This is a genomic window from Bradyrhizobium sp. 4, assembly GCF_023100905.1.
Classification (GTDB): Bacteria; Pseudomonadota; Alphaproteobacteria; order Rhizobiales; family Xanthobacteraceae; genus Bradyrhizobium.
In genome coordinates, this window is the sequence record NZ_CP064686.1 from 2,746,686 (window position 1) to 2,765,682 (window position 18,997).

At 64.2% G+C, this 18,997-nt stretch carries 19 protein-coding genes; 18 read left to right on the plus strand and 1 reads right to left on the minus strand.

Annotated features, from left to right (window positions below; all coding sequences use genetic code 11):
• Positions 1-2: 2 nt before the first annotated feature.
• The 5 genes from IVB45_RS12595 to mmsB all read left to right on the plus strand — a co-directional run bounded on the left by IVB45_RS12595 (position 3) and on the right by mmsB (position 6,057).
• Positions 3-1,079, plus strand: a complete 1,077-nt coding sequence (locus tag IVB45_RS12595) for an aldose epimerase family protein (RefSeq protein WP_247359798.1) — start codon at positions 3-5, stop codon at positions 1,077-1,079.
• The gene (locus IVB45_RS12600; protein ID WP_247359797.1) at positions 1,079-1,957 is read left to right on the plus strand and encodes an SMP-30/gluconolactonase/LRE family protein; all 879 of its coding nucleotides are present in this window, start codon (positions 1,079-1,081) and stop codon (positions 1,955-1,957) included. Before IVB45_RS12595 ends, IVB45_RS12600 begins: the two co-directional genes overlap by 1 nt.
• Positions 1,958-2,030: 73 nt before the next feature.
• Positions 2,031-3,104 carry a multiple monosaccharide ABC transporter substrate-binding protein gene (chvE, locus tag IVB45_RS12605; RefSeq protein WP_247359796.1) on the plus strand — a complete coding sequence of 358 codons (1,074 nt, stop codon included), beginning with the start codon at positions 2,031-2,033 and terminating at the stop codon, positions 3,102-3,104.
• A 188-nt stretch (positions 3,105-3,292) separates the two neighbouring features.
• The gene (gene mmsA / locus IVB45_RS12610) at positions 3,293-4,870 is read left to right on the plus strand and encodes a multiple monosaccharide ABC transporter ATP-binding protein (RefSeq protein ID WP_247359795.1); all 1,578 of its coding nucleotides are present in this window, start codon (positions 3,293-3,295) and stop codon (positions 4,868-4,870) included.
• Positions 4,867-6,057, plus strand: coding sequence for a multiple monosaccharide ABC transporter permease (gene mmsB / locus IVB45_RS12615; RefSeq protein WP_247359794.1), 1,191 nt, complete (start codon positions 4,867-4,869; stop codon positions 6,055-6,057). The genes mmsA and mmsB overlap by 4 nt, the downstream gene beginning before the upstream one ends.
• A gap of 83 nt (positions 6,058-6,140) precedes the next feature.
• Here mmsB and IVB45_RS12620 read toward each other — a convergent pair whose 3' ends face one another.
• Positions 6,141-6,296, minus strand: coding sequence for a hypothetical protein (locus IVB45_RS12620; RefSeq protein ID WP_247288921.1), 156 nt, complete (start codon positions 6,294-6,296; stop codon positions 6,141-6,143).
• Between the two features lie 171 nt (positions 6,297-6,467).
• Here IVB45_RS12620 and IVB45_RS12625 point away from each other — a divergent pair, with 171 nt between their 5' ends.
• From IVB45_RS12625 to IVB45_RS12685, 13 genes are all read left to right on the plus strand, one after another.
• A complete protein-coding gene (locus IVB45_RS12625; RefSeq protein WP_247359792.1) occupies positions 6,468-7,043 on the plus strand; it encodes a cytochrome c oxidase subunit 3 family protein in 576 nt (191 codons plus the stop codon).
• A gap of 2 nt (positions 7,044-7,045) precedes the next feature.
• Positions 7,046-7,306, plus strand: a complete 261-nt coding sequence (locus IVB45_RS12630) for a cytochrome C oxidase subunit IV family protein (RefSeq protein ID WP_027569188.1) — start codon at positions 7,046-7,048, stop codon at positions 7,304-7,306.
• Positions 7,307-7,402: 96 nt separating this feature from the next.
• Positions 7,403-7,855 (plus strand): cytochrome c, encoded by a 453-nt coding sequence (locus tag IVB45_RS12635; RefSeq protein ID WP_007608447.1) that lies wholly within the window; start codon positions 7,403-7,405, stop codon positions 7,853-7,855.
• Between the two features lie 39 nt (positions 7,856-7,894).
• A complete protein-coding gene (locus IVB45_RS12640; protein WP_247359791.1) occupies positions 7,895-9,241 on the plus strand; it encodes a cbb3-type cytochrome c oxidase subunit I in 1,347 nt (448 codons plus the stop codon).
• Between the two features lie 59 nt (positions 9,242-9,300).
• Complete coding sequence (locus tag IVB45_RS12645; protein WP_247359790.1) at positions 9,301-10,113, plus strand: CbbQ/NirQ/NorQ/GpvN family protein; 813 nt, start codon at positions 9,301-9,303, stop codon at positions 10,111-10,113.
• Between the two features lie 10 nt (positions 10,114-10,123).
• Positions 10,124-12,040: a VWA domain-containing protein gene (locus tag IVB45_RS12650; protein WP_247359789.1), complete on the plus strand. Its 1,917-nt coding sequence runs from the start codon at positions 10,124-10,126 to the stop codon at positions 12,038-12,040.
• A 73-nt stretch (positions 12,041-12,113) separates the two neighbouring features.
• Positions 12,114-12,779 carry an HAD family hydrolase gene (locus IVB45_RS12655; protein WP_247359788.1) on the plus strand — a complete coding sequence of 222 codons (666 nt, stop codon included), beginning with the start codon at positions 12,114-12,116 and terminating at the stop codon, positions 12,777-12,779.
• A gap of 8 nt (positions 12,780-12,787) precedes the next feature.
• Positions 12,788-13,738, plus strand: a complete 951-nt coding sequence (locus tag IVB45_RS12660) for a sugar-binding domain-containing protein (protein ID WP_247807615.1) — start codon at positions 12,788-12,790, stop codon at positions 13,736-13,738.
• A 315-nt stretch (positions 13,739-14,053) separates the two neighbouring features.
• The gene (locus IVB45_RS12665; RefSeq protein ID WP_247288933.1) at positions 14,054-15,367 is read left to right on the plus strand and encodes a sugar ABC transporter substrate-binding protein; all 1,314 of its coding nucleotides are present in this window, start codon (positions 14,054-14,056) and stop codon (positions 15,365-15,367) included.
• A 92-nt stretch (positions 15,368-15,459) separates the two neighbouring features.
• Positions 15,460-16,332, plus strand: a complete 873-nt coding sequence (locus IVB45_RS12670) for a sugar ABC transporter permease (RefSeq protein ID WP_247288934.1) — start codon at positions 15,460-15,462, stop codon at positions 16,330-16,332.
• 3 nt (positions 16,333-16,335) lie between these two features.
• Positions 16,336-17,166, plus strand: a complete 831-nt coding sequence (locus IVB45_RS12675) for a carbohydrate ABC transporter permease (protein WP_027569196.1) — start codon at positions 16,336-16,338, stop codon at positions 17,164-17,166.
• Positions 17,167-17,182: 16 nt separating this feature from the next.
• The gene (locus IVB45_RS12680; protein WP_027569197.1) at positions 17,183-18,190 is read left to right on the plus strand and encodes an ABC transporter ATP-binding protein; all 1,008 of its coding nucleotides are present in this window, start codon (positions 17,183-17,185) and stop codon (positions 18,188-18,190) included.
• A gap of 29 nt (positions 18,191-18,219) precedes the next feature.
• Complete coding sequence (locus tag IVB45_RS12685; RefSeq protein WP_247288935.1) at positions 18,220-18,993, plus strand: SDR family NAD(P)-dependent oxidoreductase; 774 nt, start codon at positions 18,220-18,222, stop codon at positions 18,991-18,993.
• The last annotated feature ends 4 nt before the right edge of the window (positions 18,994-18,997 follow it).

Sequence of the window (18,997 nt, forward strand, 5' to 3'; positions counted from 1 at the left end):
TCATGGCTGAATCGAAAACAGAGAGAGACGTCTTCGGAACGCTGCCGGACGGCCGCAAGGTGGACCGCATCGTGCTGCGCGGCGAGGGCGGGTTCGAGGCGCGGATCATCACCCATGGCGCGGTGATCCAGGCGCTGCTGGCGCCGGACGCCAAAGGCGGCTACGACGACGTCGTGCTCGGCCATGATGGGTTCGCCGGCTATCTCGCTGAACGAAAGTTCTTCGGCGCCACCGTCGGCCGCTACGCCAATCGCATCGCCAACGGACAATTCTCGCTGGACGGCGAGACGGTGCAGCTTCCCGTCAACAACGGTCCGAATGCGCTGCATGGCGGCCTCGACGGCTTCGACCGCAAGCTCTGGGACATTGCGGAGATCGACGACGGCGCCGAGCCCGCGGTCACGCTGTCCTATGTCAGTCCGCACGGCGAAGAGAACTATCCCGGTCGGCTCGATGTGCGCCTGACCTATCGCGTCACCGGCCCGACCGAGTTATCGCTTCGTATGGAGGCGCGGACCGACCGACCGACCATCGTCAACCTGACCAACCACAGCTTCTTCAATCTGGAAGGCGCGACATCAGGCACGGCCATTCTCGATCACAAGCTGACGGTCGCGGCCGGGCATTTCCTCGCGATCGATCCAACCGCCATTCCGTTGCCCGAGCCGCCGCGCAGCGTTGCCGGCACGCCGTTCGACTTCCGCGAGCCGCGGCCTGTCGGCGAGCGCATTCGCGAGAGCGACCAGCAATTGCGCTACGGCAAGGGCTACGATCACACCTACTGTCTCGCGCGTGACGGCAAGCTTGCGCTCGCGGCGCGGCTGGAGGCGCCGCGTTCGGGGCGCATCATGGAGCTGTTCACTGATCAGCCCGGTCTGCAGGTCTATTCGGGTAATTATCTCGACGGCACGATTTCGGGCAAGGGCGGCAAGCTGTTCCGGCAGTCGGACGCGATGTGCCTGGAGCCGCATATCTGGCCGGACGCACCGAACCGGCCGGATTTCCCGAGCCCGCGCCTAGCGCCCGGCGAGGTCTACCGCCATCATACGGTCTATCGCTTTGCGGTGAGGAGGTCCTGATGGAACAGGTGCCGACCTCGGTTCTTTCGAACGATCCTTGCCATCTCGGCGAGGGACCGACCTATGACGTGACCACCGACACCGCCTGGTGGTTCGATATCCGCGAGGGACGACTGTTCGAGGCGCAACTCGGCAGCGGCAGCATTCGCGTTCATGCGCTGGGCCGGATGGCGAGCGCACTTGGACGGATCGACGCCGAGCGGCAGTTGATCGTCGCGGAAGACGGCCTCTATATCCGCAAAACTGCCGACGGGGCGATGACCTTGTTCTGTCCACTCGAAGCCGACAATCCCGCGACCCGCGCCAACGATGCCCGCGTGCATCCCTCCGGCACGTTCTGGATCGGTACCATGGGCCGCAAGGCGGAAGCAGGGGCAGGCGCGATCTACGCGTTCCATCACGGCGAGATATCGATGCTGTTTCCGCGCATCAGCATTCCCAACTCGATCTGCTTCTCGCCCGATGGCGCCACCGGCTACTTCGCCGACACTGCGCGCGCGGTGCTCTACGCGGTGCCGCTCAATCCCGCGACCGGCCTGCCCCGCGGCGAGCCGGAAGTGCTGCTGCGCCACACCGGCGTCGGCGGCCTCGATGGATCGGTGTGCGACGCGGACGGAAACATCTGGAACGCCTGCTGGGGCGCGAGCCGCGTCGACCTCTACTCTCCGCAAGGCGAGCGGCTGCGCTCGCTCAGCGTGCCGGCAAAGCAGGCGAGCTGCCCCGCTTTTGTCGGCCCTGATCTGTCGCGTCTCCTCGTCACCTCGGCCTGGCAGGACATGGATGCGGCGGCGCGTGCCGCCGATCCGCAAGCCGGCTACACCTTCCTGTTGGAGGCCTCCGCGCGCGGTCGCGCGGAGCCTGACGTCAAGCTCGCATAGGAGGCTCGAAGCCGCACACGACCAAAGTTCTCGACGACACGAAAAAACAGTCTGACATCCAAGGGAGTGAAACATGTTGAAACTGAAGACGACCTTCCTCGCGCTCACGGTGGCCGGCGCTGCGACGATCGCCGCGGGCGTCACCGCCTCGGCCCAGGACAAAGCAACAGTCGGCATCGCCATGCCGACCAAATCGTCGGCGCGCTGGATCGACGATGGCAACAACATGGTCAAGGTGCTGAAGGAGCGCGGCTACAACACCGACCTGCAATATGCCGAGGACGACATTCCGAACCAGCTCTCGCAGGTCGAGAACATGGTGACCAAGGGCGCGAAAGCGCTGGTGATCGCCGCGATCGACGGCACCACGCTGTCCGACGTGCTCAAGCAGGCGAAAGCAAAAGGCATCACCGTGATCGCCTATGACCGCCTGATCCGCGGCACGCCGAACGTCGACTATTACGCGACCTTCGACAATTTCCAGGTGGGCGTGCTCCAGGCCGAGTCGATCGTGCAGGGCCTCGGCCTCAAGGATGGCAAGGGCCCGTTCAACATCGAGCTGTTCGGCGGCTCGCCCGACGACAACAACGCCTACTTCTTCTACAACGGCGCGATGAGCGTTCTGAAGCCGTACATCGACAGCGGCAAGCTCGTTGTCGTCTCCGGTCAGATGGGCATGGACAAGGTCGCGACCTTGCGCTGGGACGGCGCCACCGCGCAGGCCCGCATGGACAATCTGCTCAGCGCCTACTACGGCAACAAGAAGGTCAACGCGGTGCTGTCGCCGTATGACGGCCTGTCGATCGGCATCATCTCCTCGCTGAAGGGGGTCGGTTATGGCAGCGCCGGTCAGCCGATGCCTGTCATCTCGGGCCAGGATGCCGAAGTGCCCTCGATCAAGGCGATGCTGCGCGGCGATCAGTATTCGACGATCTTCAAGGACACCCGCGATCTCGCCAAGGTGACCGCCGACATGGTCGACGCTGCGCTTGCCGGCAAGCAGGTCACCGTCAACGACACCAAGACCTACGAGAACGGCGCCAAGACCGTGCCGTCCTATCTGCTCAAGCCGGTCGTGGTCTACAAGGACAATTGGGAGAAGGTCCTGGTCGACAGCGGCTACTACAAGAAGGCCCAGTTCCAGTAGGAGGTCTACTCCCTCTCCCGACCTGCGGAGAGGGAGTTCTTTAGGGTTAGGGCGAAGCGCATGTTTATCAACTCGTCATGCCCGGGTTTGTCCCGGGCATCCACGTCCCTCTTCGCAAGCGGCTGCACGTGGATGGCCGGGACAAGCCCGGCCATGACGATTGTGGAAGCCCCCGGGAGAATGAACCGATGACCGCAATGCTGGAGATGCGTAACGTCAGCAAGAGCTTTTCCGGCGTCCAGGCGCTGCGCGATGTCAACTTCTCGGTTGAAGCCGGGCAGATCCACGCCCTCGTCGGCGAGAACGGTGCCGGCAAGTCCACGCTGATGAAGGTGCTCAGCGGCGTCTACCCGGCCGGCAGCTACGAGGGCACCATCATCTTCGATGGCGAGGAGCGCCGCTTCCGCGACATCAACGATTCCGAGGCGCTCGGTATCATCATCATCCATCAGGAGCTGGCGCTGATCCCGCTGATGTCGATTGCCGAAAACATCTTCCTGTCGCATCCGCCGTCCAAGCTCGGCGTGATCGATCGCGACGAGGTCTATCGGCGTACCCGGGAACTCCTGGCTCAGGTCGGCCTCAAGGAATCGCCGGACACGCTGATCACCGATCTCGGCGTCGGCAAGCAGCAGCTTGTCGAGATCGCCAAGGCGCTGTCCAAGCGGGTGCGGATGCTGATCCTGGACGAGCCGACCGCCAGCCTCAACGAGGCCGACAGTGCCGCGCTGCTCGAACGTCTCATGGCCTTCCGCGAGCAGGGCATCGGCGCGATCCTGATCTCGCACAAGCTGAACGAGGTCGCCCGCGTTGCCGATCACATCACCGTCCTGCGCGACGGCCGCACCGTCGACGGCATCGACTGCCGCGCCGAGCCGATCCAGGAGGACCGCATCATCCGCAGCATGGTCAACCGCGATCTCGCCCATCGCTTTCCGGAGCGCAGCGCAAAGATCGGCGAGCCCGTCCTCACCGTCGAGAACTGGTCGGTCTACCATCCCATCCATCCCGAGCGGCAGGTGATCAAGAACGTTGATTTCAGCGTGAAACGCGGCGAGGTCGTCGGCATTGCCGGATTGATGGGCGCTGGCCGCACCGAATTCGCCATGAGCCTGTTCGGCCGTTCCTGGGGCACCACGATCAGCGGTCGCATCCGGCTCGAGGGCCATGAGATCGTGCTGCCGAATGTCGCAGCCGCGATTGACGCCGGCCTTGCCTATGTCACGGAGGACCGCAAGCAGCTCGGGCTGATCCTCGCCGACGACGTCCGCAAGAACATCACGCTCGCAAGCCTCGACCAGGTCGCTCCTCGCCGCGTGATCGACGACATCGCCGAGCTGAAGGTCGCCAGCGACTACCGCAACCGGATGCGCATCCGCTGCTCCGACGTCTATCAGGAGACCAGCCAGCTCTCCGGCGGCAACCAGCAAAAGGTCGTGCTGTCGAAATGGCTGATGACGGATCCCAAGGTCTTGATCCTGGACGAGCCGACCCGGGGCATCGACGTCGGTGCCAAGTACGAGATCTACTGTATCATCAACGAGCTTGCAGAGGCCGGCCGCGGTGTGGTGGTGATCTCCTCGGAGATGCCCGAGTTGCTCGGCGTCTGCGACCGCATCTGCGTCATGAACGACGGTGCCTTCGTCGGCGAGTTCCCCGGCACCGAAGCGACACAGGAAAAGATCATGCGCGCCATCATGCGCAACGACAGAAATTATGGAAGCCGCGCCCTGGCGGGTGCCGAGATGGGAGGATCGCAGCCATGACCGACAAGACGGTTTCGCTGCCCGAGGAGCGCCGGAACGGCAGCTTCATCAAGAACAATCTGCGCAACTACGGCATGCTGATGTCGCTGATCGCGATCATGCTGTTCTTCCAGGTCATGACCGGCGGCACGCTGCTGCAGCCGCTCAACCTGACCAATCTGGTGCTCCAGAACAGCTACATCGTCATCATGGCGCTGGGCATGCTGCTCGTCATCGTCACCGGCCATATCGACCTCTCGGTCGGCTCGGTCGCGGGTTTCGTCGGCGCGGTGGCCGCCGTGCTGATGGTGACATACAAGGTCGACTACACGCTCGCCTTCATCGCCTGCCTGCTGCTGGGCGCGGCAATCGGCGCCGCGCAGGGCTATTGGGTGGCCTATTTCAAGATCCCGTCCTTCATCGTGACGCTAGCGGGCATGTTGGTGTTCAAGGGGCTTGCGCTCGCGGTGTTGCAGGGCCAGTCGCTCGGACCGTTCCCGGCGACCTTCCAGAAACTGTCCTCCGGCTTCATTCCGGAGCTCTTGCCGGAGGCCGGCACCCTGCATCCGACATCCATGCTGATCGGTGCGGTGCTCGCGCTCGGCCTCGTCTACGCCAGCGCCAGGGGAAGGTCGCGCGAGCAGTTGCACGGCATCGAAGTCGAGCCCTACGCGTTCTTCCTCGGCAAGAGCATTCTTCTGGCCTGCGCCGTGTTCTATTTCACCTATCTGATTGCCTCGCATCGCGGCCTGCCCAACGTGCTGGTGATCATGGGTGCGTTGATCGCGCTCTACGGCTTCGTCACCCGCCGCACCGTGATCGGCCGGCAAATCTATGCGGTCGGCGGCAACGCCAAGGCCGCAAGCCTGTCGGGCATCAAGACGGAACGGTTGACCTTCCTCACCTTCGTCAACATGGGCGTGCTCGCCGCGCTCGCCGGCCTCGTCTTCGCCGCGCGCCTCAACACCGCAACGCCGAAGGCGGGTCTCGGCTTCGAGCTCGACGTCATCGCCGCCTGCTTCATCGGCGGCGCCTCAGCCTATGGCGGGGTCGGCCGCGTCGGCGGTGCCGTGGTCGGCGCCATGATCATGGGTGTGATGAACAACGGCATGTCCATCCTCGGCATCGGCATCGACTATCAGCAGGTCATCAAGGGCCTGGTCCTGCTTGGGGCAGTGTGCATCGACGTTTATAATCAGCGGAGATGAGGCTGCGTAGCCGGATGGAGCGAATCGCAATACGGGACCACTGACCCGCATTCCGCTCTGCTCCATGCAGGCTGGGGCAGCCGTTACTGCGTCGTGAACAGCACCGCCGCGATCGCGACGGAGATGCTCACCGCCGACACGGTGGCCACGGTCGATAGCACGCCGATTCGCCGGAGCGCGATGGCGAAGACGATGATGATGGGCGTCGCGGTCATCAGCCCGATTTGTGCATCGCTCATGTCATCGCTCGCAGCTCCATGGAACCTTCGGCGTTTCGTACCGCGACCCGGCAGGCTGGACGTTGTGACGGCGCAAACAAATTGATCGGCATTCCCCAAGTTTGTCCGGCAACAAACTCGGATCGGTACGGCTGAGCTAGGTCTGGCCGGTGTCCTGATCCGGAAGAGCAGATGTCGTCAGCCGATTGCGAACCACAGGGAACGGGTTGGGGAATTCTGGACGATCTTCCCGGCGATCCCATGATCTGGGTGCTGATCTTCAGCGAACTCGCCGCCTTCGGTCTGTTTCTCGGTACCTTCACGGTCGCCCGCGCGATCCATCCCGCCGTGTTCGCGGCGGGGCAGGCGGCGCTTGATCCGGGTCTCGCCGGATTGAACACTATCGTGCTGGTGACGAGCGGTTGGGCCGCGGCCCGGGCTACGAAGGCCGCGCGGGCCAGCGAGAGGCGGGCGACACGATACTGGCTGTTCACAGCCATGGGGCTTGGTGGCCTGTTCGTGGCGGTCAAGCTCGCCGAATATGCCGAAGAGATCGGACGCGGCATCGGAATTGAAACCAGCCCCTTCTTCACACTCTACTTCCTCCTGACCGGCTTCCATCTCCTGCACGTCTGCCTCGGCATCATCATCCTCGCATTGGTCTGCCGCCGCGCTGAAGCGTTCGGCGTCGAGACGGGAACGGCCTTCTGGCACATGGTCGATCTGGTCTGGATCGTGATGTTCCCGATTCTTTATCTGGTGCGGTGACGATGCCGGATCGCCTGGACATCACCTGGATCGCGCTGATCGGCCTCGCGCTCGCGACCATCCTGGTGCCGCCGCTGGTGCCGCGGCCACTGCTCGGCAACGCTCTGCTGCTGGCCTTGGCCGCCGTCAAGGGCCGCCGGATAGTACTCGACTTCCTCGATCTTCGCGCGGCGCCCGCGCTCTGGCGCGGCCTCGTCAGCGCCTGGATCCTCATCGTGGTGCTGTTTGCCTGGCTCACATCCGCCGTCGTCGCCCTGATCTGACTCACTCCTTGCGCCCTGACAAAGAACGGGCTGGGCCAATCGGCAATAAATCGCATCACCGATTTACGCGACAGGACTCAATTGAAAGGATTGGCAATGGCTGAACGCCTGACCAAGTCGGCCGCTCGAAACGTCTTCTACGGCGGCTCGGCTTTTTTCTTCGCCATCTTCATCGGGCTGACGGCGCACAGCCACTACTACATGGCCACGACATCCACGGACGCGGCGACGCTGACGTCGTCGGTCGCCCGCGGCAAGCATGTCTGGGAGAAGAACTCCTGCATCAACTGCCACACCTTGCTCGGTGAAGGCGCCTATTTCGCGCCCGAAGTCGGCAACGTCTGGGATCGATGGGGCGGCAAGGAGGATCCGGCCGGCGCGCGAGAGACGTTGAAGGCCTGGATGCAGTCGCAGCCTTCGGGCGCGGAGGGCCGGCGGCAGATGCCGCAGTTCAACCTCACCGATCAGGAGCTCAACGATCTCGCCGATTTCCTGCAATGGGTGAGCACGATCAAGCGCCAGGATTGGCCGCCGAACAAGGCCGGCTGAGCCCGCCGCTTTCCTCTTTCAAGACAGAGAGAATCCGAGATGAAATATCAAACCCAGAAAGTCGCGATGCTGTATTTCTACGGCGCGCTGACCCTGTTCCTGGCCCAGGTCCTGTTCGGCCTCCTCGCCGGGACCATCTACGTCCTGCCCAACACGCTATCGGTGCTGCTGCCGTTCAACATCGTCAGGATGATCCACACCAACGCGCTGATCGTGTGGTCGCTGATCGGCTTCATGGGCGCGACCTACTTCCTGCTGCCTGAGGAAACCGAGACCGAGCTGTACAGCCCGCTGCTCGCAAAGATCCAGTTCTGGATGTTCTTTGGCGCGGCGGGCGTCGCGGTGGTGGGCTATCTCTTCCACTACCACGAGGGCCGCGAGTTCCTTGAGCAGCCCTTCATCATCAAGGTCGGCATCGTCGTCGTCTGCCTGATGTTCCTGTTCAACGTGACCATGACCGCGCTCAAGGGGCGCAAGACCACGGTCACCAACATCCTGCTGTTCGGCCTGTGGGGCGTTGCGATCTTCTTCCTGTTCGCCTTCTACAATCCGGCGAACCTCGCCGTCGACAAGATGTACTGGTGGTACGTCGTCCATCTCTGGGTCGAGGGTGTCTGGGAGCTGATCATGGCCTCCGTGCTCGCCTATCTCATGATCAAGCTCAATGGCATCGATCGCGAGGTGATCGAGAAGTGGCTCTACGTCATCATCGGCCTCGCGCTGTTCTCGGGGATTCTCGGCACCGGCCACCATTTCTACTGGATCGGCGCGCCCGGCTACTGGCAGTGGATCGGCTCGCTGTTCTCGACGCTCGAGGTCGCGCCGTTCTTCACGATGGTGATCTTCACGGTGCAGATGACCTGGAAGGCCGGCCGCAAGCATCCGAACCGCGCCGCACTGCTGTGGTCGGTCGGCTGTTCGGTGATGGCGTTCTTGGGGGCCGGCGTCTGGGGTTTCCTGCACACGCTGTCCTCGGTGAACTACTACACCCACGGCACCCAGGTCACCGCCGCGCACGGCCATCTCGCCTTCTTCGGCGCTTATGTGATGCTCAATCTTGCCGTGATGGCTTACGCCATCCCGCAGATCAAGGGACGCGCGCCCTATAACCAGTGGCTCAGCATGACGAGCTTCTGGATCATGTGCACGGCCATGATGACCATGACATTCGCGCTGACCTTTGCCGGCGTGGTCCAGGTCCATCTCCAGCGCGTGCTCGGTCAGGGCTACATGGACGTGCAGGACCAGCTCGCCTTCTTCTACTGGGTGCGGCTCGGCTCCGGTGTGTTCGTCGCGATCTCCGCGCTGATGTTCGTCTGGGCCGTGCTGGTGCCCGGCCGCGAAAGGCAGGCGACCATTCCCGCCGCGCTGCAGCCGGCCGAGTAAGCGTGAAGGCGGCCGCGTTTCATCGCGGCCGCCTCTTCAGACATTTTCGGAGAGAGATCATGAAAGCAGCTCTTCACGCCTTGGCCACGCCGGCACCCGCGCTACCGGCCTATGTCGCAAGCGGCAACGAATGCGTGCTGTTCGAGCATGCCTGGCGGCACCGGCTTCCGGTCCTGCTGAAAGGGCCGACCGGTTGCGGCAAGACACGTTTCGTCGCGCATATGGCGGCACGGCTGGGCTTGCCGCTGCACACCGTCGCCTGCCACGACGATCTCACCGCCGCCGATCTCACCGGCCGCTATCTGCTGAGGGGCGGCGACACCGTGTGGACCGACGGTCCGTTGACGCGCGCGGTCCGCGAGGGCGGCATCTGCTATCTCGACGAGGTGGTGGAAGCCCGCAAGGACGTCACCGTCGTGCTGCATCCGCTCACCGACGACCGCCGTATCCTGCCGCTGGAGCGAACCGGCGAGGAGCTTGTTGCTCCCGCGAGCTTCATGCTCGTCGTCTCCTACAATCCCGGTTACCAGACCCTGCTCAAGGAGTTGAAGCCCTCGACGCGGCAGCGCTTCGTCGCCATCGAGTTCGCCTTCCTGCCGGCCGAGCAGGAGATTGCGGTGGTGTCGGCCGAGAGCGGGCTGCCGCCGGATCGCGTACGGCCGCTGGTCGCGCTTGCCGGACGTCTGCGGGCGCTGAAGGGGCATGATCTGGAGGAGGGCGTCTCGACCCGGCTCGTGGTGTATTGCGCGACCTTGATTGCGGCGGGAGTCTCGATCGCCGATGCCGTGCTCGCCGGCATGATTGAGCCGCTGACCGACGATTCCGACGTCAAGGCGGCGCTGCTGGATGTCACGCGCGCCGTGATTGGGTGAGGCCGATTCCATGCTCGACTTCCTCGAATTGGAGGAGACGGTCGGCCGTGCCTGGCACCGGATGGTCGGCGGCACCGCGAGCTATCCGGTTCACGATGATCACGTGGTCGCGCTCGCAGAGGTGAGAGGCCGGCTCGCGGTGATGTTCCGTGCGCTTGGGGGCGAGACGGGTGTTCAGATCGCAAGCGCAGGCGCACGCAGAGCGGGCCATCGGCTCGGCTGGCGGCAACGCATCGGCCTTGGAGACGAACGTCTCGAACAGCCGGGCCGCGACGCCGCGACCGTCTTCCTCCCCGATCGCATCGCGATATTTGCCGACCGCGGCCTCAACGCATGCCTCTATCGCTGGCTTGCGGCGTGGTTCGCGGTTGCACCGATCGAGACGATCACGGAGGATGATCCGCTGCGGCGGGACCTTCTGGTCCTGCGCCGGGCGAGCGAGACGGCGGTCTTTGTGCTCACGCAGTTTCCCGGGCTCGCCGCCGATTACGCGCAGCTCGCTGCAGCAATGGCCGAGGCCCGGCCGCGACGTCCATTGCCGCGTCTCGAGCAGGAGATCGAGCAGATCGCTCTCGCCTTGCTCGGGGCCGGAAAGGCGCCCGCGGGCCGGCTGTGGCCGGCGATGATGGGAACAGGTCCGCTGCCGGACAAAGCGCCGCCGGGCTATCGCTCGGTCCTGCCGTGTCCGCTCTGGGGCGATTGCTGGACGCGCGAGCTTTCGCCCGCGCATGCGGGCGACGACGCGTGCGCGCCTGGCGCGGGGGCCGCGACCCAGGACAATCGCAAGCGCTTTGCCGTACGCGAGCGCGAAAACAACGCCAATCGCCGCGATCCCTTCGTGCTCAACCGCTTCGAAAAGATCCTCGCGATGGCCGAGATGGTCAATGTCGACCGTCCGGCCGACGACAACGAGGACGAGGACGCGCAGAAGGCCGCGGACGATCTCGAGGAGATCACGCTCAGTCGTCGCAGCGGCAAGCCGGCGAGCCGGCTCAAATTCGATCTCGACCTGCCGCCGGAAGCCCTTGATGCCTCGCCGCTGAACGCAGATCTCACCTATCCCGAATGGGACTACCGCAGCAGCTCCTACCTGCCCGATCACTGCCACGTGCTCGCGGGCGCCGCGTCCGAGACCGGCGAGACCTGGTCGCCCGACGAGTCCATGCGCCGGCATATCCGTCAGGTGCGGCGGCGCTTCGAGATCTTGCGGCCGCGCCGCGAATTGATGCGCGCCCAGGCCGATGGACACGACCTCGACCTCGACGCGCTCGTGCGCGCGCGGTGCGATCTTCGCGCCGGCAGCGGCGGCGGTCTCGATCGTATCCATGTCGCGATGCGCCCGCAGGGGCACGATCTCGCCGTCACGCTGCTTGTCGATGTCTCGCTCTCGACGGACGCCTGGGTCGAGGGCCATCGCGTGCTCGACGTCGAGAAGGAGGCACTGCTCGTGCTCGCGCACGGCCTGTCGGCCTGCGGCGACCACCATAGCATCCTGACCTTTACGTCCCGCCGACGGTCCTGGGTGCGGCTCGAAACGGTCAAAGCCTTCGGCGAGCCGATGGGCGGGGCAGTGGAGCGTCGTATCGGTGCGCTGAAGCCCGGCTACTACACGCGGATCGGCGCGGCGGTGCGCCACGCCTCGGCCGAGCTCGCCCGTCAGCCGCAGCGCAAGAAGCTGCTGCTCGTCCTCACCGACGGGAAGCCGAACGATGTCGATCACTACGAAGGCCGCTTCGCGGTCGAGGACACCCGCAAATCGGTGCAGGAGGCGCGCCGGCTCGGCATCGCCGCCTTCGGCGTCACGGTGGACGCAACCGCGCAATCCTATTTCCCGACGCTGTTCGGGCGTGGCGGCTACGCCATCGTCGGTAATATCCGCCGACTGCCCGCGGCGCTGCCGGCGATCTACCGGCAGGTGGCGCACTGATCCGGGAAAGGGTGCGGCCTTCCGTCTCTGGTGAGCTATTGCCCATGCTATGGGTATATGATCGAATGGCGGGATGGACCAGGGCCGGCGGAAACCCGATCTGATCATCTTCGACTGCGACGGCGTGCTGGTCGATAGTGAGCTGTTGAGCTGTCGGTGTCTGTCCGACGTGCTGGCCGAATGCGGCCTCGCGCTGAGCCCGGAGCAGGCGCTCGAACTCTTTCTCGGACGCAGCACCAAAGCGGTCGAGCAGCATTATCGGGATCTCGGGCAGGTCGTGCCGGACGGCTTTCTGCCGCGCTTGAAGTCGCATGTGTTGAGCACGTTCGCCGGATCACTCCAGCCGATCGCGGGTGTTGCCGCCTTGGTATCGGAATTGCGGACACCATTCTGCGTGGCCTCGTCCAGCGACATCGACCGTATCGCGCTCTCCCTTGACGTCACCGGCCTGCGGGCGCATTTCGGCGAGCGGATCTACACCGCACAGATGGTCAGGCACGGCAAGCCGGCGCCGGATCTCTTTCTCCACGCGGCAGAGCGGACGGGCGTGCAACCTGCGCGCACGCTGGTGATCGAGGACAGTGCGAGCGGCGTGCTGGCGGGTAAGGCGGCCGGCATGACCGTCTGGGGATTTGCCGGCGGCAGCCATTATCGCGGACGCGACGGGCACGCTATATTGTCGGGTGCGGGGGCCGACCGGGTCTTCGCGCGCATGATTGATTTCTGGAAGGACGCCTGACGCCCGCCATGGCCGCCGAGAACGAAAAGACCAGGCTCGATGACGCCGCGCGTGCCGGCTGGCTGTATTTCATTGCCGGTCACACCCAGGACGAGATCGCGAAGATGCTCCAGGTGTCGCGCGCGTCGGCGCAGCGGCTGGTGTCGCTGTGTCTCGCCGAACGGCTCATCACCTTCCGGCTGGAACATCCCATCGCCGCGTGCATGGAATTGGCGGCGCGTCTGAAGGAGCGTTTCGAGCTTACCCATTGCGAGGTGGTGCCGGCAGATTCCGCTGCGCCCCAGGCCACAGCAGGCATTGCCGAACGCTGCGCCAACCTGCTCGATTCCACCCTGCGTTCGGAGACCCCCGTCATCGTCGCGCTCGGCACGGGACGCGCCGTGCGCGCCGCGGTCGAGCGCGTCACGCCGATCGACCGGCCCAATCACCAGATCGTCTCGCTGGTCGGCAATATCTCCGCCGACGGTTCCGCTGGCTTCTACGACACCGTCGGCCGGCTCGCCGACCGCACCGGCGCGCGGCACTATCCGATGCCGCTGCCGTTCCTGATGTCGTCCGAGGACGAGCGCAACAAGATGGTCCGGATCGAGCCGATCGCGAAGGTGAAGGCGGTCGCGGCCAAGGCAGATTTGCGCCTCGTCGGCATCGGCCAGATGGACCAGAAGGCGCAGGTCCATGTCGACGGCTTCGTCACCCGCGACGAATTGTTCGAGATGATGCGGCAAGGGGCAATCGGCGAGATCACCGGCTGGGCTTATGATTCCAAGGGCCGCCTGCTGAAGGCCGGCACCAACAGGCGCCTGACCAGCATCCCGCCGGAAGTACCCGCGAAGACCACGACGATCGGCGCCGCGGTCGGTGCGGCCAAGGTGCCGGCGATCGCGGCGGCGTTGAATGGACAGTTGATCAACGGGCTGATCACGGACGAGGCGACCGCAAGGGCGATTCTGGAGCGCTGAGGCAGGCTCGCTCTTCGCGTTGGCGAGGCAGGCGGTCTTTTCCTACACCACACTGTCATCGTCCGCGCAGGCGGACGATCCAGTACGCCGCGGCTCCTCTTAGGGCAAACCAATAGACGACACGGCGTACTGGATGCCCCGCTTTCGCGGGGCAAGACACTGAGTGTGAGACGAGAGCTCAGCCCATCTCCCGCACCGCAGCACTCATAAGTTGCGCGAACAGCTTTGCGCCTGCTTGACAACGGCCCGCCCTCAGTCGAACATACGCCCAACGCGTGGGCATATGCTCAAAAGCGCGATCCTAGGGAGGTCACCGTGAAACACGTCCTCGGCGCCGTCTGCGGCGCGTCTTGCCTGTTGCTGGCCGTCCCTGCGATGGCCGAAACGACCCTGACGATCGCCACCGTGAACAACGGCGACATGATCCGCATGCAGGGGCTGACGGCTGAATTCACCAAGAAGAACCCCGATATATCGGTCAAATGGGTGACGCTTGAGGAGAACGTGCTGCGCCAGCGCGTCACCACCGACATCGCCACCAAGGGCGGCCAGTTCGACGTCCTCACCATCGGCACCTACGAGGTGCCGATCTGGGCCAAGAAGGGCTGGCTGGTGCCGCTCGCGAATCTCGGCGCCGACTACGACGTCGCCGACCTCCTGCCCAAGATCAAGGATGCGGTCTCCGTCGACGGCAAGCTCTACGCCGCGCCGTTCTACGGCGAGAGCTCGATGGTGATGTACCGCACCGACCTGTTCGACAAGGCCGGCCTCAAGATGCCGGAAAAGCCGACCTGGGATTTCGTCGTGGACGCCGCCAAGAAGCTCACCGACAAGAGCACTGGCGTCTACGGCATCTGCCTCCGCGGGAAGGCCGGCTGGGGCGAGAACATGGCGTTCCTCTCCGCCATGGCCAATTCCTATGGCGCACGCTGGTTCGACGAGAAGTGGCAGCCGCAGTTCAACACCCCGGAATGGAAGGCGACACTCACGACCTATGTCGACCTGATGAAGCAGGCCGGCCCTCCTGGTGCGAGCTCGAACGGCTTCAACGAGAACCTGGCGCTGTTCAATGCCGGCAAGTGCGCGATGTGGATCGACGCCACCGTCGCGGCGTCCTTCGTCACCAACCCGAAGGACTCCAAGGTCGCCGACAAGGTCGGCTTTGCGATGGCGCCCAACACCGGGCTCGGCAAGAACGCCAACTGGCTGTGGGCCTGGAATCTCGCAATCCCCGCCGGTTCGAAGAAGGCGGAAGCCGCCGAGAAGTTCATCGCCTGGGCGACGAGCAAGGATTACACCAGGACCGTCGCCGCGAAAGAGGGCTGGGCCAACGTGCCGCCGGGCACCCGAACCTCGCTCTACCAAAATCCTGATTATCTGAAGGTCGCCCCGTTTGCGAAGCTGACGCTGGCCTCGATCGATGCCGCCGATCCGAACAAGCCTACGGTGAAGCCGGTGCCCTACGTCGGCGTGCAATATGCGGCGATCCCCGAATTCCAGGGCATCGGCACGCAGGTGGGCCAGCAGTTCTCGGCCGCGCTTGCGGGATCGATGACGGTCGATGCCGCGCTCACCGCGGCGCAATCCTCAACCGAGCGCGAGATGAAGCGCGCGGGTTATATCAAGTGAGCTCTAGCTCTCCCTCCTGAGCTCAGACTTGCGGCCATCCACCGCTAAGGATGGATGGCCGCCTTCTTCCCGCAAGCGGAGAGAAGCCAAGAATGGCAACCCGGCAGACGCAGCTTCTCGCACGGACGCTCCTGACGCCGGCCGTCGGGCTGCTGTTCATCTGGATGATTGTCCCGCTCGCGTTGACGATCTATTTCTCGACGCTGCATTACAGCCTGCTCGATCCCGGCTCGGAATCGTTCGTCGGGCTGGAAAATTTCCGCTACTTCCTCACCGATCCCGCGTTCCTCGCCTCGCTCCAGAATACGCTGGTGCTGGTCGGCTCGGTGCTGGCGCTGACTGTCCTGCTCGGAATTCCGCTGGCGCTGCTGCTCGATCAGCCCGTGATCGGCCTCAACATCGTGCGGCTGATGGTCATCGCGCCGTTCTTCGTCATGCCGACGGTGAGCGCCTTGGTCTGGAAGAACCTGTTGATGCATCCGGTGTCCGGGCTGTTTGCCTGGATCGCGTCGCTGTTCGGGTTGACGCCGATCGACTGGTTCACCGACGCGCCGCTGCTCGCGGTGATTCTGATCGTGTCTTGGCAATGGCTGCCGTTCGCGACGCTGATTTTGCTCACTGCGATGCAGTCGCTCGACGAGGAGCAGAAGGAGGCCGCCGAAATGGACGGCGCCAGCGCGGTCTCGACCTTCATCTACATTACGCTCCCGCACCTCGCGCGTCCCATCACGGTGGTGATCCTGATCGAGACGATCTTCCTGCTCACCGTCTTTGCCGAAATTTACGTCACCACGGGCGGCGGCCCGGGACTGTCGACCACCAACATCGCTTTCCTGATCTATTCGCAGGCACTGATCCAGTACGATGTCGGCACCGCCTCGGCGGGCGGCCTCGTCGCCGTCGTGATCGCCAACGTCGTAGCTTTCTTCCTGGTCCGCATCGTCGGCCGCAATCTGGAGGCTTGAGACATGGCGCGGATAGCGACGAGGCAGCGGGTGGTGGTCTCGACCATCGGGGCGTGGTTCTTCGGCTTCCTGATCTTCTTCCCAATCCTCTGGATGGTATTGGCGAGCTTCAAGACCGAACTTGAGGCCTTCGCGATTCCGCCGTCCTTCCTGTTCTTCCACTGGACCACCGAGAACTACGCAACGGTTCAGGAGCGCAGCGACTATTTCCTCCACGCAATGAACTCGATCATCATCGCCGGCGGCTCGACCTTGATCGCGCTGCTGATCGCGATCCCCGCCGCCTGGTCGATGGCGTTCTCGCCGACCAAACGCACCAAGGACATCCTGCTCTGGATGCTCTCGACCAAGATGATGCCGCCGGTCGGCGTGCTGGTGCCGATCTACCTGATCTACAAGTCCTTCGGCTTGCTCGATTCCCGCATCGGGCTCGTCTTCATCCTGTGCCTGGGAAACTTGCCGATCGTGATCTGGATGCTCTTCACCTATTTCAAGGAGATCCCGCGCGACATCCTGGAAGCCGCGCGCATGGACGGCGCCACCATCGGCCGTGAGCTGGTCTATGTCCTGACGCCGATGGCGATCCCGGGACTCGCATCGACCATGCTGCTGAACCTGATCCTGGCCTGGAACGAGGCGTTCTGGACGCTCAATCTGTCGACCTCGAACGCTGCGCCGCTCACCACGTTCATCGCGTCCTATTCGAGCCCGGAAGGGCTGTTCTGGGCAAAGCTGTCGGCGGCGTCGACGCTGGCGATCGCGCCCATTCTCGTCCTCGGTTGGTTCAGCCAGAAGCAGCTCGTGCGCGGGCTCACCTTTGGCGCGGTAAAGTAGGAAGGGCTGCCGGATCATGGGTCAGATCACACTTCAGGACGTGCAGAAATCCTTCGGCCCCGTGCACATCATCAAGGGCGCAGACCTCGAGATTGCCGACGGCTCCTTCGTGGTGTTCGTAGGTCCCTCAGGCTGCGGCAAGACCACGCTCTTGCGGCTGATCGCGGGGCTCGAGGACGTCTCGGGCGGAAAGATCCTGATCGACGGCAAGAACGTGGTCGACACGCCGCCCGCCAAGCGCGGGCTGTCAATGGTGTTCCAGTCCTATGCGCTCTATCCGCATATGAGCGTGCGCGGCAACATCGGCTTCGGCCTGAAGATGGCGGGTCTTTCCAAGGACGAGACCAACCGCAAGGTCGAGGCCGCCGCCGCGACGCTGAACCTCACGCCCTATCTCGACCGTAAGCCGCGCGAGCTCTCCGGCGGCCAGCGCCAGCGCGTCGCGATCGGGCGTGCCATCGTCCGCGAGCCCAAGGCGTTTTTATTCGACGAGCCGCTCTCCAACCTCGACGCGGCGCTGCGCGTCCAGATGCGCATCGAGGTGACGCGGCTCCAGAAGCAGCTCGGCACTACCGCGATCTATGTCACCCACGACCAGGTTGAGGCCATGACCATGGCCGACAAGATCGTGGTGCTCAACGGCGGTAAGATCGAGCAATACGGCTCGCCGCTGGAGCTCTACGAGAGGCCGGCTAATCTCTTCGTCGCCGGCTTCATCGGTTCGCCGAAGATGAACTTCGTCACCGGCGAGCACGCCCTGCAGAAGGGCGCGGCGACGATCGGGGTGCGGCCGGAGCATCTCAAGATCGAACGCGACGGTGCCGGCGGCTGGCAGGGAACGATCGCGGTGGCCGAGCACCTCGGCAGCGACACCTTCCTTTATGTCGATGCCGGACAGCTCGGCATGCTGACGGCGCGCTACATCGGTGAATTGAGCCTGCATGCCGGCGATCATGTGTCGCTGGTGCCGGAGCCCGCGCGCATCCATCGCTTCGACGCGAGCGGCAACGCCATTCGGAACTGACAAGAAACGGCAAGAAGCGGAAGAGCAACATGTACCTGGAAAAGTTCAAGCTGAACGGCAAGACCGCGTTCATCACCGGCGGCGGGCAGGGGATCGGGCTCGCCTGCGCCGAAGCGCTGGCTGAAGCCGGCGCCAGGGTCGTCATCGGCGATCGTGACAGCAAGGTCGCGGACAGCGCGAAAGCCAGCCTGAGGGCGAAGGGCTTCGACGCCGAGACGGCGATCATGGATGTCACCGACACCAAGCGCGTGGCGGAGGTGGCGAGCGACCTCGTCGCGCGCCACGGCAAGGTGGACATCCTCGTCAACAACGCCGGCATCGCCCGCAGCGAGACGCCCGCGGAGACCGTGACCGACGAGCACTGGCTCAACGTCATTGACGTCAATCTCAACGGCACCTTCTGGTGCTGCCGCGAGTTCGGCAAGCACATGCTCAATGCCAGGAGCGGCGCCATCGTTAATGTCGGATCGATGTCCGGCTTCATCGTCAACAAGCCGCAGGAGCAGTGCTTCTACAATGCGTCCAAGGCCGGCGTGCATCATCTGACGAAATCGCTCGCCGCCGAATGGGGCACGCGTGGCATCCGCGTCAACGCGGTGGCGCCGACTTATATCGAGACGCCGCTCAACGCCTTCGTGAAAAGCAATCCGAGAATGTACGACGCCTGGATCGGTGGAACCCCGATGGCACGGATGGGGCAGGTCGATGAGATCGCTTCCGTCGTGCTGTTCCTGGCCTCCGAAGCCGCGAGCCTGATGACCGGCAGCATCGTGCTGGTGGATGGCGGCTACACTTGCTGGTAGGCTT